This window comes from Achromobacter deleyi (genome assembly GCF_902859705.1).
Taxonomy (GTDB): Bacteria; Pseudomonadota; Gammaproteobacteria; order Burkholderiales; family Burkholderiaceae_B; genus Achromobacter; species Achromobacter deleyi.
Genome location: NZ_CADIJO010000018.1, coordinates 102,936 through 117,325 on the forward strand (window position 1 = coordinate 102,936; position 14,390 = coordinate 117,325).

Consider the following 14,390-nt stretch of genomic DNA (forward strand, 5'->3'; position numbering starts at 1 on the left):
TCTGAAAGATTGATTTTACGGATTTCTGTGGCGGCCCCAAGCTGACGCCTTGAACCCGTTTTCTCGATTGATTCAGGATGCCCGCATGAAGCTGTATTACGCCCCCAACGCCTGCTCGCTGGCGCCGCACATCGTGCTGCGCGAACTGGCCCTGCCCTTCGAACTGGTGCGGGTGAACAACCAGACCAAGCGCACCGCCGACGACGGCGACTTCCTGGCCGTCAACCCCAAGGGCTACGTCGCGGCGTTGCAAGTGGACGACGGCCAGGTGCTGACCGAAGGCCCGGCCATCGTGCAGTACCTGGCCGACCAGCACCCAGAGGCTGGCCTGGCCCCGCCCGCCGGCAGCTGGGCCCGCAGCCGCCTGCAGGAATGGCTGAATTTCATTTCCACCGAAATCCATGGCGGCTTCGGGCCGCTGTTCAACCGCGCCCTGCCCGAGGATGCTCGCACGTGGTGGCAGGCGCGGCTGGAAAAACGGCTGGATTACCTGGCCACCGCGCTGCGCGGCCGGCAGGCCTTGCTGGACGACCGTTACGGCGTGGCGGACGCCTACCTGTACACGGTGCTGCGGTGGGCAGCCCAATTCGATATTGATCTGGCACGCTGGCCCGGCCTGCCCGAGTACCAGGCCCGCATCGACGCGCGGCCGGCGGTGCAGGCGGCGCTGGCGGCAGAAGCAGCAGATCGCGGGCCGCAGTGATAGCATTTCCGGATGACCTCCATCCTGCACGCCCACCCCATCGATCCGGCCATCCGCGAACGCGTCATGGCCACCCTGGAACACATCGAACAGCGCCACGACGTGCGCGTGCTGCTCGCCTGCGAATCCGGCAGCCGCGGCTGGGGCTTTGCCTCGCCCGACAGCGACTATGACGTGCGCTTTCTGTACGTGCACAAGCTGGACTGGTACTTGCGCGTGTCGCCGCAGCGCGACGTGATCGAGCTGCCGATTGACGACGAACTGGACGTCTCCGGCTGGGAACTGCGCAAGGCGCTGCAACTGCTGCGCGGGTCCAACCCCACGCTGTTCGAGTGGCTGGATTCACCCGTGCTGTACCGCCAGGACGAGGCCACCAGCGATTGGCTGCGGCATTTTCGCAGCGAGTATTTTTCGCAGATGAAGGGCCGCTGGCATTACGTGGCCATGGCCGGGCGCAACTTTCGCGAGTCGCTGCAAGGCGAGACCGTGCGGCTGAAGAAATACCTGTACGTGCTGCGCCCGGTGCTGGCCGCGCAATGGATCGACAGCGGCCGCGGCATTCCGCCCATGCGCTTTGCCGACCTGGCCGACGCCATGGTGACCGACGCGGCGCTGCGCGACGAGATCAACGAATTGCTGGCCATCAAGATGCAGGTCGGCGAGGCCAAGGAAGGCCCGCGCTTTCCGTTGATCCACGCCTACCTGGAAACCACGCTGCAGGCCCTGGAAAAAGCGCCCTTCTTCGACCGGCCCGATGGCCAGACCGAACGGCTGGACCGCTTCCTGTACGAGGTCGTCACCGGCGCCTCGCTGACGTACTGACGCACTGCGCCGTGATACCGCCTGCCGCCCCCGTCACCCTGCGCCGCCTGCGCGAAGACGACGTGCCGATGATCCTGGCCCTGGAGTCCGACCCCGAGGTCATGCGCCACAGCACCGGCGTGAAACCCGCTACCGACGCGCGCCGCCAGGAATTGCTGGACTGGCTGCAGCAACCGGTGGACGACATCGGCCACTGGGCCGTGGTGGCGCCGGACGGCCCGGCCGTCGGCTGGATCAGCCTGACCCGCCTGGAAGACACCGGCCGGCTGCAACTGGCCTACCGACTGCAGCAGGCCGCCTGGGGCCGCGGCTACGCCACCCAGGCCGCGCGCCAGCTGTGCGACTATGCCTGGCGCACGCTGGACATCACGGCATTGTTCGCCGTCACCTGGCCGGACAACCTGGGTTCGCAGCGCGTGCTGCACAAGCTGGGCTTCGTGTACCAGGCCAACGAAACGCACTACGGCCGCGACACCCGCGTGTACGCACTGCCCAGGCCTACCGCCGCCGTTCGCTGACCTCGGCATGGCGCCGCGCGATGGCCTGCGCGCGGTCGCGCATGCGTTCCACCACCTGGGCCAGGCGGCCGCCGGCCAGCCGGTCGGCCATGGCCGTCACCGTCACCGCGCCCAGCGGTTCGCGATCGTCTGCCCGAATGGCCAGCGCCACCGCGCTGGTGCCCGGCATCAGCCCGTTGGGCGCGTGGGCAATGCCGCTGGCGCGCGCCTGGTCCACGCGCCGCAGGATGTCGTCGACTGATTCCCCCGCCACCGCCAGGCGTGCGGCGTTGGCCTGCACGATGGAGGCGCTTTCCGACGCGTCCAGGCACGACAGCAGCGCCACGCCCGACACGCCCAGCCCCAGCGGCCGGCGCACGCCCACTTCGATCGACAGCACCTGAATCGGATGATGCCCGGTCTTGCGACCGATGCAGATGGAATCGTGGCCGTGGCGCACGCTCAGGAAGACGGTGTCGCCCACCTGGTCGGCCAGTTCGGCCAGATACGGATCGGCCAGCGTCAAGAGCGGAAAGCGGCGCGTGCGTGCCAGGCCCAGCAGGCTGATCTCGCTGCCGATCAGGTAACGCCGGGTGGCCGCGTCCTGCTCGACGGCGCCTTCCTGCACCAGCGTCTTGAGCAAGCGGTGTACGGTGGGCCGGTTCAGTCCGGACATGCGCACCAGGTCGATCAGCCGCACGCCCCGCTCTTGCCCGCAGGCTACCAGCCGCAGGATCGCCATGGCGCGGCGCACGGTCTGCGCGCCGGGCAGCGCGTCGTCGGCCTCGATGCCCGCCGCCGCGCCGCGCGGCGTATCGTCATCGTCCACCGTGCCGCGCAGTGCGTTGCCGTCGCCCGATATGCCGCCCGCCCGCGCGCTCATGGCGTGTCCTGGCCCATGACCGACTTGGGCGTCTGGCGCAGCGTGCGCTTGGTGATCAGCGGCCCCAGCCGTGCGTAGTTCGGCCCGCCGATGCGGCAGACGGGGTCGAGCAAGGTGGTGTCGATCTTGCCGTCGCGCGCCAGCCCATCGCGGATGTGAAACAGCCGTACTTCGCCGACGAAGAATTCCGCGCCCGTGTCGCCAAACGGCGTCACGCTGTGCAGCACGCATTCCAGGCTGACGGGCGCCGCAGCCAGGCGCGGGGTGGCGATGACCTCGCCCGGCAGCACGTCCAGCTGCAGCAGTTCGGCTTCGCTGACTTCGGGCGGATGCTCTTCGGCGCTGGCGTGAATGGCATCGAGCAGATCTGCATTGCCGATGTTCACCACGAAATGGCCGTGCTCAAGCATATTGCGGGCGGTGTCTTTGCGCAGCCCCGCCTTGCGGCCAATGTTCACGCCCAGCATCGGCGGCGTGTTGGACACGAAGGTGTAGCAGCTGAACGGCGCCAGGTTCACCTTGCCGCCCGGCCCCAGCGTGGTGATCCAGGCGATCGGGCGCGGCACCACGATCCCGCTCATGAGCTTGTAGGTTTGTTCGGGGGTGAGTTCCGGGGCGGCGATACGCATCACAAGACGTCCATATATTGAACCTGAAAAGCCGGCCAATACCGCGGCCGACGATAGCTTTGCGCCCATTTTCCCGGGTTTTCCGGGGGTCGGTGAATCCGGACAAACCGCGATTCCCGCAATAAGTCCAACATTCGGACTTTTTCGAAATTTTGGCGTTGTCGCCCGGCGGGCAAGTTTCTAGAGTCTGTCCAAACAACAGAACAACCCAAGGAGACAAACCCATGCACCCGCTTGCCAAAGCCTGCGCCGCCCTGGCGCTGACCGCTGTGACGACCCTGGCCCACGCCTGGCCCGACAAACCCGTGAAGATCGTGGTGCCCTACCCGCCCGGCGGCAATGTGGACGTGGCCGCGCGCCTGATCGGGCCGGGCCTGCAGGCGGCGTTCGGCCAGCCGTTCATCGTGGAAAACAAGCCGGGCGCGGGCGGCATGATCGCAGGCGAACAGGTGGCGCGCTCGGCGCCCGACGGCTACACGCTGTTCATGGCGGCCAACGGGCCCTTGCTGTTCAGCCCCCTGATCTTCAAGCGCCAGGCCTACAAGTGGGACCGCGATTTCGAACCCATCAGCTCGGTGTCGTACACGCCGCTGGTGTTGCAGGTGCGGCCCGGCCTGCCGGTCAAGACCCTGGGCGACCTGCTGGCGCTGGCCAAACAGGAACCGGGCAAGTTGAACATGGCCTCGCCGGGCGCCGGCACCACCAACCACCTGGTGAGCGAACTGCTGCAATCGTTGACCGGCGCGCGCTGGACCACGGCGCAATACAAGGGCAACGCCCCCGCCACCACCGACCTGTTGGGCGGCCAGGTGGACTTCAACTTCGACCAGATCTCGGTATCGCTGCCGTACATCAAGGAAGGCCGCACGCGCGGCCTGGCCGTGACCACGGCGCAGCGCGTGCCGTCGCTGCCCGACGTGCCCACCTTTGCCGAAGCCGGCGTGCCCGGCATGGAAGCCGCCACCTTCACCGGCCTGCTCGCGCCCAAGGGCACGCCGCCCGAGGTGCTGGCGCAGCTTAGCCAGGCGCTGGACAAGATCCTGCGCCAGCCCGACATCATCCAGCGCTTCCAGGAACTGGGCGCCGATGCCCAGGCCAGTTCGCCCGCCGATTTCACCCGCTACCTGGCCGCGGAAGACGCGCGCTGGACGCCCATCATCGAACGCGCCGGCATCACCGCCAACTAGGTTGCGCAAGGCGCCTTGTGGCGCCGACCGACCCTGCCCGCTCCCGACTCCCTTCCCTGGCCACACACCATGACACGACAAAGCATCTACGCCGAAGGCTTCAGCCACAAGAACCCCATTCCCGCCGCCTGCCGCGTCGGCAACCTGCTGTATTCCGGCAGCATCCAGGGCACGGACCCGGCCACGGGCGCCTACGGCGACACGCTGGAGCGCCAGTGCGAGCTGATGTTCGACCACATCCGCCGCATCGTTCAAGCGGGCGGCGGGTCGCTCGGCCAGATCGCCAAGATGACCGTCTGGATGCGCGACCGCAGCCAGCGCGCGGCGCTCAACGCCGTGTGGCTGCGCGCCTTTCCCGACCCGGCCGATCGCCCTGCCCGCCACACCATGCAGGCGGACCTGGACGGCGACAAGCTCATCGAATGCGACTTCGTCGCGGTGCTGGGCTAGGGCCTGTCAACACCAAGGACCAACATGCCGCAATACCTGCCCTTTCACCCCCACCCCACCGCGCCGGCCAAGACCTTGCCGCCGAAAGCCTGCGACAGCCAGTTCCACGTGTTCGGGCCCGTCGACCGCTACCCGGTGCGTCCCGGCGCGGCCTATGAAATGCCCAGCGCCACCATCGACACCGCGCTGCGCCTGCACCGCCTGCTGGGCATCGAGCGCGGCGTCATCGTGCAGGCCACCACCTACGGCGCCGACCACCAGGTGGTGCTGGACGGCCTGGCCACGGCCGGCCCCGGCTACCGCGGCTGCGCCAATGCGCTGGTGCTGGCCGAACGCGACGACGCCTACATCGCCCGGCTGCACGACGCGGGCGTGCGCGGCGCGCGCTTCACCCGCCAGGGCCTGGGCATCAGCATGGACCCGGCCACGTTCCAGCGCGCCATCGACCGCATCCGCGAACTGGGCTGGTACGCCAAATTCCAGCCCGAACCCGACGGCATGATGGCGCAGGCGGCGCAGTTCGAAGCGCTGGACATTCCGGTGCTGATCGACCACATGGGCCGCGCCGATCCCACCGCCGGGGCCGACGACCCCACGCGCCGCAAGCTGGTCGAGTTGCTGGGCCGGGGCAACTTCTGGGTAATGCTGTCGCTGACCGAAAAGCTGTCGCGATCCGGCCCGCCCTGGGACGACGTGGTGCCGCTGGCCCATGCGCTGATCGCCGCCAACCCCGACCGCGTCGTCTGGGGCAGCGACTGGCCCCACCCCGTGTCCGTCAAGCAGCCGCCCGACGAGGGCCGCCTGGTGGATCAGCTGCACCGCTACGCGGGCGACGCCGCCACGCTCAAGAAAATCCTGGTCGACAACCCGGCCCGCCTTTTTGGATTCGACGCATGAAACTCCTGTCCTTTGAATACCAGGGCCGCCCCGGCTTCGGCCTGCTGCGCGGCGACGCGGTCGTCGACCTGAGCCAGCAGGGCCATGCCGACCTGCATGCCGTGCTGGCGGCCGGCGCCCTGCCGCGCCTGGCCGACCTGGCCGCGGGCCTGGACGCCACGCTGCCGCTGGCGGCCCTGACCCTGCGCCCGCCCATTGCCGCGCCCGGCAAGATCATCTGCGTGGGCGTCAACTACGGCAACCGCAACGAAGAATACAAAGACGGCAGCGCGCCGCCGCAATACCCCAGCGTGTTCCCGCGCTTTCCCGAATCGTTCGTGGGCCACGGCCAGCCGCTGCTGCGGCCGCCGGAATCCGAACAGCTGGACTACGAAGGCGAAATCGCCCTGGTCATCGGCAAGGCTGGCCGCCGCATCGCCGCAGCCGACGCCTGGTCGCACGTGGCCGGCCTGACCTGCCTGAACGAAGGCACCATCCGCGACTGGCTGCGCCACGGCAAGTTCAACGTCACCCAAGGCAAGAACTGGGACGCCAGCGGGTCCATGGGCCCTTGGCTCGTCACCGCCGACGAGTTCGACCCCCGCGCGCCGCTGACCGTCACCACCCGCGTCAATGGCGAGATTCGCCAGCACGACACCACCGCCAACCTGATGTTCCCGTTCGATGAACTGATTCGCTACATCTCCACCTGGACCACCCTGCAACCCGGCGACGTCATTTCCACCGGCACGCCGATCGGCGCGGGCGTGCGCTTCACGCCGCCCCGTTTCCTGAAACCCGGTGACGTGGTCGAGGTGGAAGTCTCGGGCATCGGCACGCTCTCCAACCCCGTGGCCGACGAAGCGGCCGCGCGCTCTTGAGGTAAGCCCCATGTTGAATGAAGCCTCCCGCCAACGCGCCGCCGACCTGCTGATCGAGGCCGAACGCACCGGCGTGCCCACCACCCAGCTGGACCAGGCCTTTCCCGGCATCGAGATCGACGACGCCTACGCCATCCAGCAACGCATCATCGCCGCCAAGCTGGCGGCCGGCGCGCGGCTGCGCGGCCACAAGATCGGCCTGACGTCCAAGGCCATGCAAAGCACCGTCGGCATCAACGAACCCGACTACGGCCATTTGCTGGACACCATGTTCTTCCAGGATGGCGACACCATCGCCACCGATACACTCATCGTGCCCCGCGTGGAAGTCGAGCTTGCCTTCGTGCTGGGCAAGCCGCTCAAGGGCCCGGACGTGACGCTGTTCGACGTGCTGGACGCGACCGACTACGTGGTGCCGGCGCTGGAACTGATCGACGGGCGCAGCAAGTACCCGCGCCGCATCGTCGACAACATCGCCGACAACGCCGCCTGCGCCGGCATCATCCTGGGCGGGCGCCCCGTACGGCCGCTGGACGTGGACCTGCGCTGGGTCGGCGCGCTGCTCTTGAAGAACGGCGTCATCGAAGAGTCGGGCGTGTCCGCCGCCGTGCTGGGACACCCGGCCATGGGCATCGTCTGGCTGGCCAACAAACTCGCGCAGCACGATACCGGCCTGCAAGCCGGCCACGTCGTGCTGGCCGGCTCGTTCACCCGCACCGTCGCGGTCGCCAAGGGCGACACCATCCACGCCGACTACGGTCCGCTGGGCAGCATCTCGGTGCATTTCTCGTAAGGAAACGGCCGTGCAACTTCCCCTCAACACATTCAAGCGGGCCCTGCGCGACCAACGCCACCAGACCGGCCTGTGGGTCACGCTGGCCAACCCCAACAGCGCCGAACTCGTGGCCGGGTCGGGCTTTGACTGGCTGCTGCTGGATACCGAGCATTCACCCGCCCTGCTGCCCACGGTGATGGCGCAGTTGCAGGCGGTGGCCGCCTACCCCTGCCATCCCGTCGTACGCCCGACCTGGAACGACAACCTGCAGATCAAGCGCTACCTGGACATCGGCGCGCAGACCCTGCTGCTGCCCTACGTGCAGAACGCCGCCGAAGCCGAACACGCCGTGGCCGGCATGCGCTATGCGCCGCGCGGCGTACGCGGCGTGGGCGGCACCGTGCGCGCCACCCGCTATGGCCGCGTCGCCGACTACATGCAGCGCTGCGAAGACGAACTGTGCCTGCTGATCCAGGCCGAAACCGGCGAAGCGCTGGAACAGCTGGACGCCATGGTGGCCGTCGACGGCGTGGACGGCGTCTTCATCGGCCCGGCCGACCTGGCCGCCAGCCTGGGCTACCCCGGAGAACCCGGCCACCCCAAGGTGGTGGCCGCGGTCGAATCCGCCATCGCCCGCATTCGTAAGGCGGGCAAGGCGCCCGGGGTGCTGACCGTGGACGAAACGCTGGCGCGGCGCTACATGGCCGCGGGCAGCCTGTTCACCGCGGTCGGGGTCGACGCGGCCTTGCTGGCCAGGCAGTGCGATCAATTGGCGCAGCGGTTCAACGCGGCCGCGTAGCAGCGCAAGACGCGAGCCTGGCCGCGCGGGGCCGCACGGCCAGGCGCTTGCCCCCTGGAACGCGCGCCTGACCGCGCTGCCGGGCACGGGCAAGCCGCCGCGCTTGCGGGTACGCTATCGGTTTTCTCACTTGCCGAGCCTTCGCATGTCCGACAACGCCCAAGCCTTTGACGCCGCCACCTATATCGCCCAGAGCCTGGAAGGCCTTCGCGCCGCCACCGCCGCGCACTGCGGCACCTGGCACCTGGACGAGGCCGAGCAATGGTCCGTGGACATGGACAGCGGCCTGATCCTGTTCCAGTTGCCCGGCGGCATGATCGCCCGCGCGCCGGTGCAGATCGTCGGCACCACCAACAGCGCCGACGGCTCCTTCCTGTGGGGCTGGGACCACCCTTCCGTGCCCGCCGAACTGGCCGAACACGCACAACTGGCGCAGGCCTTCGGCCAGGCCCACGGCCTGCCCGCCTACACCACCCGCCAGGTGGCCTGCGAAGACGAACAGGCCTGGGAATTCACCGCCGTCGCCATGCGCCTGGGCGAAGCCAGCGGCGCGTATCGCGCACAGGCGTCGGACACGGCGTATGTGTGGATGACGTTCGGGCAAGTCACGTTGTCGAAGGCGGAAGCCTAAGCCGGCTTTTCCGGCCGCACGCCGGTATACGCCGCGCGCGGCCGGATCACATTCTGGCTGCCGCGCTGCTCCAGCCCATGCGCCAGCCAGCCGATCGAGCGGCCCAGCGCGAACAGGCCGAATGCCGCGCCCACCGGCAGCCCCAGGTGGCGGCGCACCGCCACCAGCGCGAAGTCCAGCGACGGACGCTGCCCCACCAAGCCGAACGCCTGGTCGATGAACGACTGCCACGCCGCGCGCTGCGGCAGGATGCGGCCCAGCATGGCGATCGCGCGCGGATCGCCGCCCGGGTAGAGATGGTGGCCGAAACCCGGCAGGTCTTCGCCGCGCGCCAGGCGTTCGCGCAAGGTCGCGCCCGCGTCGCCGCCGCGGTCCCGCTCGTCCCATAGCGCTTCCACGCGTGCCGTGGTGCCGCCATGGCGCCCGCCCGTCAGCGCCGCCAGGCCGCCGACGATGCCTGCGCGCAGGCTGGCGCCGGTGGATGCGATGCAACGCGCCGTGAAACTCGATGCGTTCAATTCGTGGTCTGCGCTGAGCACCAGCGCCATCCGGACCAGATCCGCACCGGCGGCGTCCAGGCCCCAGGCGCGGGCGCACTGCACGTGAATCGGCGAGGTATCCGGCGGCGCCTGCAACAGGCACGCGGCCAGCATGCGCACCAGATCGCCGCACCCCTGCGCCTGGCGCGCCGCGGCGCCTTGCCACAACGCGGTCGCATCGTCGTCGCTGGCCGCGGTGAACAGCGGCAGCAGCGAGCTTTCCGCACGCTGCCCGCGATGCTGCGCGAGCAAGCCGGCCAGCCCGTCGGGCCACGGCAGCGCGGGCCCGCCGAACGCGGTGCGCGCATCGCACTGCCACAGATGCGCCGCCACGGCCTCCACCGAATCCGACTCGGCCAGCGTCACCGCGTTGACGCCGCGGTAGTACATCTGCCCGTCTTCGATCAGCGTGATGGCCGATTCCAGCACCGGCAGCCCCCAGCTCAGCGTCGCCTTGGCGACTTCCTTGGGTTTGCGGCCCCGCGTGCGCTGCGCGGCCAACCGTTCGACGTCGTCGGCCAGATAGCGGCTTTCGCGGTGGCTGTCGCCCGCTTCGGCATGCAGCAGGCCGCGGCTGACATAGGCGTACAGCGTCTGGCGCGACACGCCCAGGCGGGCGGCGGCTTCGGAAGAAGACAGGTAGTTGGGCATGGCGCGCAGAGGGGGAAGAAAGGTCGCAAAGTCACAAGCGGCGGGGCCACCCGGCAGTCGGCCCGCTCGATAAGTTGATTAATTTAATCAATATTGACAATTAAAACCAGAAGAATAGGCTGTCGACATTGCTTGATGAACCAGGAAACGCCATGTCCGCCTCCCACCACGATCCGATCTCGCCGCCCCCCGCCTTCGCCGATTACCTGCGCCAGTTCTGGCTCGCCGCCGGCGGCGACGCCGCCCGCTTGCCCGGTGTCAGCGTGACCGGCCACGGCGCGCTGCCGTCCGCTTTTGCCGTCACCGACTTCGCCACCGCCGCCATCGGCGCCGCCGGCCTGGCGCTGGCGGAATTCGCCGCCGCCGGGTCTGGCGACCTGGCGCCCGTGCAGGTCGACCGGCGCCTGGCATCCCTGTGGTTCGGCACCACCCTGCGTCCCGTCGGCTGGACGTCCCCGCCGCTCTGGGATGCGGTGGCGGGCGACTATCTGGCGTCCGACGGCTGGATACGGCTGCACACCAACGCCCCCCATCATCGCGACGCCGCCCTGGCCGTGCTGGGTGTCGCGGCCGAGCGCGCCGCCGTCGCCCAGGCCGTGGCCCGCTGGCGCGCCGACGACCTGGAAGCGGCCGTGGTCGAACACAACGGTTGCGCCGCCGCCATGCGCAGCCTGGACGCCTGGGCGGCCCACCCCCAGGGCCGCAGCGTGGCCGCCGAACCGCTGCTGCACCGCGCGACCGGCGTTCAAGCCGCCCGCCCCGGCTGGCAGATTCCGCGCCAGCGCCCGCTGCAAGGCATCCGCGTGCTGGACCTGACCCGCATCCTGGCCGGCCCCGTCGCCACGCGCTTTCTGGCGGGCTTTGGCGCCGACGTGCTGCGCATCGACCCCATCGGCTGGGAAGAACCCGGCACCGTGCCCGAAGTGGTACTGGGCAAGCGCTGCGCGCGGCTCAACCTGAAAGACCCCGCCGACCGCGCCGTGCTCGAACAGTTGCTGGGTCAGGCCGACGTGATGATCCACGGCTACCGCCCCGACGCCCTGGCGCGCCTGGGCCTGGACGCCGACCGCCGCCGCGCCCTCAACCCCGCGCTGGTGGATGTGTCGCTGGACGCCTACGGCTGGACCGGCCCCTGGCATGGCCGCCGCGGCTACGACAGCCTGGTGCAGATGAGCACCGGCATTGCCTATGCCGGCATGCGCGCGGCGGGCAGCGACCGCCCCGTGCCGCTGCCCTGCCAGGCCATCGACCACGCCACCGGCTACCTGATGGCCACGGCAGCGCTGCGCGGCCTGACCGAACGCTACGCGAGCGGCGTGGGCGGCAGCGCCCGAGCCTCGTTGGCACGGACCGCGCAGGTGCTGGTGGCGCATGCGGGCGCATTGCAGGGCGGACCGGCCTTGGCGCCCGAATCGCCGCAGGACCTGACGGCGGCAATCGAAGAAACCTCGTGGGGCCCGGTGCGGCGCGTCAACGCACCGCTGCGGGTGGGTGACATCGCGCAAGCGTGGGATTACCCCGCCAGCGCGTTGGGGTCGAGCCAGCCGCAGTGGCGGTGACTGCAGGGGTGGGCAAGTCGTGGGACGCAGCCGCCATGAACGGCGCGCGCTTTGCGTTCATGCCTTCGGGTGCGGCGCGAGCTGTGCAACAGATTCTGCGTACTCTGGAAACGCCGCGGCCAACGCCGCCGCGTCCGCCAGTTCGAATTCAGAAAACTCGAAACCCGGCGCGACCGTGCAGCCCACCAACGCGAGATGCTCAGGCGCCGCACAGCGCGCACCAAACCAGCATCCCGCTGGCACGACGGCCTGGAACACACTGCCCGGATGCGTAAGCGGGTTACCCAGCCGGTGGACCGTCAACCCGTCGCCCTCGCTGAGCACCCACACCTCGAGCGGATCGCCCGCGTAGAAATGCCAGATTTCGTCCGAGCCGATCCTGTGCCACGAGGAATACGCCCCATCACACAACAAGTAATAGATCGCCGTTGATGCGGACCGCGATGCCCCATCTGCCGCCCGCAAGATCGAATCGGCCGCACGATAGGTTTCACGAAAATAGCCCCCTTCGGGGTGTGGCTGCAGGTCAAACTGCGCAATCAGGTCGGCGGCAGAAATTGGCATGGCATGTGAGATCAATGAAGGGATGAATTGGCTCGGCAACGGACCGTCAACAACAGACCGATCTGCCCTGATTACGTCTGAACGCTCGACGGGCAGGACGGTATCTTATTCTCCAGAGGTGTCGTGCGTAAGTACGGCGCCCGCCTAATCGATGGATGACCAATCCAGGTCCTCGGCATTCACCCATGCGACCTTGTGGGATTTTTCCAATGGATTCGTGAAAAAGTCATCCAGCACGGCAAAGGCCAGCGTCGGCGGCAGGCAAGAACCCAAAGGAAGATAGAGATCGGTGTCCGCATCCACGATGTCCTGCATTGCTTCGGCTTGCCCCACGCTGTACCAGCACGATCCCGCCTTGGCATTGGGCACGTTGCAGTCATAGCGCAGAGAGATTCCCTTACCGAAATAATCCACGACGAAAAGCACCACCTCGCCGCCCTCGAATCGACAGGTGAACTGGGCGTCACACCCATCCGCCTCCCAATCTGTTCTACGGTACGCCAGGAAGTACTTCGCATAGTCGGCAAGATTGGCCTCGGCGGTGTCGGGCAGGCCGGGGAATACAGCGGTGATTTTCATTTGATCATCTTCCCTCATGTCCATCGCGTGTCTCACCCAGCGATGCGCTCAAACGATATCGCAATTGCACACGCCCGAGATGCAGGCAATGCCCCCATCCGGCGAACGCCGATGTCGAAAACATAGTCTGACACTTTAATTTTCTCGGTGGGACTCAATTCGTATCCCGTACCCGAATCCGGCAACCGCGACGCACTATTCCTCGTCCCTGTTCCGCGCCCGCTCCTGCAATCACACCTCCGGACGCAACCATTCCGCCCCCCCGGCAAGGCGAGTTGGTTGTTCTCCAACTCCAGCCGCAAAAATAAGGCGTCAGGCTACGTTTTCGGCGCTCAAGAGCGCTCTTTGAAAACGTAGCCTGACACCTTATTTTGACAAGTTATTTTTGCGCCCGGATCTACTCAAACGACTAACAACATCATTCACTAGATCATCAACCAAAAATTCAGGACCAGAGATGGCAATCCCGATGTAAGTCTCAGCATCTACTGTGATTAAATACCCATCCAACTCGAACCGCGCCTCATCCAATTCCTGAGAACCACCAATCCATGTCGATGCACTAACGGCAGTGGCTTCTCTATATTTAAGCGCCGCAAGAAGCGCATCTCTGAGAGGTTGATCATACTCGTCCCCCAGGACTTGTCTAACATTTTTGATTGCCATGTCAGAACCTAAAAAATGTAGTCTGACGCTGAGATTTCCCTGGAAATTCGTGGAAAAACCTCAGTGTCAGACTACGTTTTAAAAGAGCCCTCTTTAAGTCGAAATTTAAATTTACACCTTATCTTCATTCTTTTTTTCAGTCTCACCATCTCTTGCGACGCCGCCTTCTGTCCTTTTTTCAAGCCAGCCCGGAGGATAAGGGGCACCCTCAAACGGCTTTATTCTTAATGCGGTCGCTTTTCCGGAAATCCCGCCGACGCCCGCCAGAACAAGGCCAACTAGGTAAATCCAACCGGTATCCCATATCCTTACGTCCAAAAAAATCAAAGCGACACCGAAAATCGTAAGAACAAATTGACATACCGTCCTAATAGAACCATCTCGAATGAACCAATGTTTCATCCCTACTCCGCACTGGCCAAAAAAGAAAAACAATGTGTCAGACTACGTTTTCACCAAGTCATCTTCAGGCCGAAAAAGTAGTCTGACACCTTATTTTCGATTCATAAATCCGAGAGGCCAAATCAACAGCAACAGCCAATTTAATCTTGGCCGATCTATACCGAAGGGATTTCGCATAAGCACCCATGACCTGCCCCCTTTCTCAGGGCCACTAGCTACTTAGTAGAGTCCAGGTTGGGGAGCATACCGCTCCGGTGGGTCAGGTTTCGATCAGCGGTCGAACCAGTCAAGGCACCT

Annotated in this window: 18 protein-coding genes; 11 read left to right on the top strand and 7 right to left on the bottom strand. The window is 66.6% G+C overall.

Going from position 1 to position 14,390, the window contains the following annotated elements; translation table 11 throughout:
- Positions 1-85: 85 nt before the first annotated feature.
- Genes gstA through HV798_RS22940 form a run of 3 tightly spaced genes read left to right on the top strand, consistent with a single transcriptional unit; the run spans position 86 to position 2,043 of the window.
- Positions 86-703 carry a glutathione transferase GstA gene (gstA, locus tag HV798_RS22930; protein ID WP_175195167.1) on the top strand — a complete coding sequence of 206 codons (618 nt, stop codon included), beginning with the start codon at positions 86-88 and terminating at the stop codon, positions 701-703.
- Between the two features lie 12 nt (positions 704-715).
- Entirely contained in the window at positions 716-1,525 is an 810-nt protein-coding gene (locus HV798_RS22935) for a nucleotidyltransferase domain-containing protein (protein WP_175195165.1), read from the top strand.
- An 11-nt stretch (positions 1,526-1,536) separates the two neighbouring features.
- Positions 1,537-2,043 carry a GNAT family N-acetyltransferase gene (locus HV798_RS22940; protein ID WP_246289068.1) on the top strand — a complete coding sequence of 169 codons (507 nt, stop codon included), beginning with the start codon at positions 1,537-1,539 and terminating at the stop codon, positions 2,041-2,043.
- Here HV798_RS22940 and HV798_RS22945 read toward each other — a convergent pair.
- On the bottom strand, positions 2,024-2,905 hold the full coding sequence (locus tag HV798_RS22945) for an IclR family transcriptional regulator (RefSeq protein ID WP_281360914.1): 882 nt from the start codon (positions 2,903-2,905) through the stop codon (positions 2,024-2,026). The genes HV798_RS22940 and HV798_RS22945 overlap by 20 nt on opposite strands.
- Positions 2,902-3,534, bottom strand: a complete 633-nt coding sequence (locus tag HV798_RS22950; RefSeq protein ID WP_175195163.1) for a flavin reductase family protein — start codon at positions 3,532-3,534, stop codon at positions 2,902-2,904. The genes HV798_RS22945 and HV798_RS22950 overlap by 4 nt, the downstream gene beginning before the upstream one ends.
- A gap of 224 nt (positions 3,535-3,758) precedes the next feature.
- On the opposite strand from HV798_RS22950, the gene HV798_RS22955 reads away from it, so the two are divergent.
- From HV798_RS22955 to HV798_RS22985, 7 genes are all read left to right on the top strand, one after another.
- Entirely contained in the window at positions 3,759-4,721 is a 963-nt protein-coding gene (locus HV798_RS22955; RefSeq protein WP_025138308.1) for a Bug family tripartite tricarboxylate transporter substrate binding protein, read from the top strand.
- A gap of 69 nt (positions 4,722-4,790) precedes the next feature.
- On the top strand, positions 4,791-5,171 hold the full coding sequence (locus tag HV798_RS22960) for a RidA family protein (RefSeq protein ID WP_175195161.1): 381 nt from the start codon (positions 4,791-4,793) through the stop codon (positions 5,169-5,171).
- 24 nt (positions 5,172-5,195) lie between these two features.
- On the top strand, positions 5,196-6,068 hold the full coding sequence (locus HV798_RS22965) for an amidohydrolase family protein (protein WP_175195159.1): 873 nt from the start codon (positions 5,196-5,198) through the stop codon (positions 6,066-6,068).
- Positions 6,065-6,928 carry a fumarylacetoacetate hydrolase family protein gene (locus tag HV798_RS22970; RefSeq protein ID WP_175195157.1) on the top strand — a complete coding sequence of 288 codons (864 nt, stop codon included), beginning with the start codon at positions 6,065-6,067 and terminating at the stop codon, positions 6,926-6,928. The genes HV798_RS22965 and HV798_RS22970 overlap by 4 nt, the downstream gene beginning before the upstream one ends.
- Before the next feature lie 10 nt (positions 6,929-6,938).
- Positions 6,939-7,721: a 2-oxo-hept-4-ene-1,7-dioate hydratase gene (gene hpaH, locus HV798_RS22975; protein WP_025138304.1), complete on the top strand. Its 783-nt coding sequence runs from the start codon at positions 6,939-6,941 to the stop codon at positions 7,719-7,721.
- A 10-nt stretch (positions 7,722-7,731) separates the two neighbouring features.
- Positions 7,732-8,502 carry an aldolase/citrate lyase family protein gene (locus HV798_RS22980; RefSeq protein ID WP_175195155.1) on the top strand — a complete coding sequence of 257 codons (771 nt, stop codon included), beginning with the start codon at positions 7,732-7,734 and terminating at the stop codon, positions 8,500-8,502.
- Between the two features lie 145 nt (positions 8,503-8,647).
- Entirely contained in the window at positions 8,648-9,133 is a 486-nt protein-coding gene (locus HV798_RS22985) for a DUF6882 domain-containing protein (RefSeq protein ID WP_175195153.1), read from the top strand.
- Here the strand turns inward: HV798_RS22985 and HV798_RS22990 are convergent.
- Positions 9,130-10,323, bottom strand: a complete 1,194-nt coding sequence (locus tag HV798_RS22990) for a citrate synthase family protein (protein ID WP_175195151.1) — start codon at positions 10,321-10,323, stop codon at positions 9,130-9,132. The genes HV798_RS22985 and HV798_RS22990 overlap by 4 nt on opposite strands.
- 152 nt (positions 10,324-10,475) lie before the next feature.
- Here HV798_RS22990 and HV798_RS22995 point away from each other — a divergent pair, with 152 nt between their 5' ends.
- A complete protein-coding gene (locus HV798_RS22995) occupies positions 10,476-11,882 on the top strand; it encodes a CoA transferase (RefSeq protein ID WP_175195149.1) in 1,407 nt (468 codons plus the stop codon).
- Between the two features lie 57 nt (positions 11,883-11,939).
- Here HV798_RS22995 and HV798_RS23000 read toward each other — a convergent pair whose 3' ends face one another.
- From HV798_RS23000 to HV798_RS23015, 4 genes are all read right to left on the bottom strand, one after another.
- The gene (locus HV798_RS23000; protein ID WP_175195147.1) at positions 11,940-12,446 is read right to left on the bottom strand and encodes a cupin domain-containing protein; all 507 of its coding nucleotides are present in this window, start codon (positions 12,444-12,446) and stop codon (positions 11,940-11,942) included.
- Between the two features lie 144 nt (positions 12,447-12,590).
- Positions 12,591-13,025, bottom strand: a complete 435-nt coding sequence (locus tag HV798_RS23005) for a hypothetical protein (protein WP_175195136.1) — start codon at positions 13,023-13,025, stop codon at positions 12,591-12,593.
- Positions 13,026-13,391: 366 nt separating this feature from the next.
- Positions 13,392-13,691: a hypothetical protein gene (locus HV798_RS23010; RefSeq protein WP_175195145.1), complete on the bottom strand. Its 300-nt coding sequence runs from the start codon at positions 13,689-13,691 to the stop codon at positions 13,392-13,394.
- 111 nt (positions 13,692-13,802) lie between these two features.
- Positions 13,803-14,093, bottom strand: coding sequence for a hypothetical protein (locus HV798_RS23015; protein ID WP_175195144.1), 291 nt, complete (start codon positions 14,091-14,093; stop codon positions 13,803-13,805).
- Between the last annotated feature and the right edge of the window lie 297 nt (positions 14,094-14,390).

What these genes read in the sequence shown, in the direction of transcription:
- HV798_RS22955 (WP_025138308.1), top strand. Translation starts at nt 3,759, where the DNA reads ATGCACCCGCTTGCCAAAGCCTGCGCCGCCCTGGCGCTGACCGCTGTG.
- gstA (WP_175195167.1), top strand. Translation starts at nt 86, where the DNA reads ATGAAGCTGTATTACGCCCCCAACGCCTGCTCGCTGGCGCCGCACATC.
- HV798_RS22950 (WP_175195163.1), bottom strand. Translation starts at nt 3,534, where the DNA reads ATGCGTATCGCCGCCCCGGAACTCACCCCCGAACAAACCTACAAGCTC.
- HV798_RS23005 (WP_175195136.1), bottom strand. Translation starts at nt 13,025, where the DNA reads ATGAAAATCACCGCTGTATTCCCCGGCCTGCCCGACACCGCCGAGGCC.
- HV798_RS22970 (WP_175195157.1), top strand. Translation starts at nt 6,065, where the DNA reads ATGAAACTCCTGTCCTTTGAATACCAGGGCCGCCCCGGCTTCGGCCTG.
- HV798_RS22935 (WP_175195165.1), top strand. Translation starts at nt 716, where the DNA reads ATGACCTCCATCCTGCACGCCCACCCCATCGATCCGGCCATCCGCGAA.
- HV798_RS23000 (WP_175195147.1), bottom strand. Translation starts at nt 12,446, where the DNA reads ATGCCAATTTCTGCCGCCGACCTGATTGCGCAGTTTGACCTGCAGCCA.
- HV798_RS22995 (WP_175195149.1), top strand. Translation starts at nt 10,476, where the DNA reads ATGTCCGCCTCCCACCACGATCCGATCTCGCCGCCCCCCGCCTTCGCC.
- HV798_RS22960 (WP_175195161.1), top strand. Translation starts at nt 4,791, where the DNA reads ATGACACGACAAAGCATCTACGCCGAAGGCTTCAGCCACAAGAACCCC.
- HV798_RS22985 (WP_175195153.1), top strand. Translation starts at nt 8,648, where the DNA reads ATGTCCGACAACGCCCAAGCCTTTGACGCCGCCACCTATATCGCCCAG.
- HV798_RS23015 (WP_175195144.1), bottom strand. Translation starts at nt 14,093, where the DNA reads ATGAAACATTGGTTCATTCGAGATGGTTCTATTAGGACGGTATGTCAA.
- HV798_RS22990 (WP_175195151.1), bottom strand. Translation starts at nt 10,323, where the DNA reads ATGCCCAACTACCTGTCTTCTTCCGAAGCCGCCGCCCGCCTGGGCGTG.
- HV798_RS22945 (WP_281360914.1), bottom strand. Translation starts at nt 2,905, where the DNA reads ATGAGCGCGCGGGCGGGCGGCATATCGGGCGACGGCAACGCACTGCGC.
- HV798_RS23010 (WP_175195145.1), bottom strand. Translation starts at nt 13,691, where the DNA reads ATGGCAATCAAAAATGTTAGACAAGTCCTGGGGGACGAGTATGATCAA.
- HV798_RS22965 (WP_175195159.1), top strand. Translation starts at nt 5,196, where the DNA reads ATGCCGCAATACCTGCCCTTTCACCCCCACCCCACCGCGCCGGCCAAG.
- hpaH (WP_025138304.1), top strand. Translation starts at nt 6,939, where the DNA reads ATGTTGAATGAAGCCTCCCGCCAACGCGCCGCCGACCTGCTGATCGAG.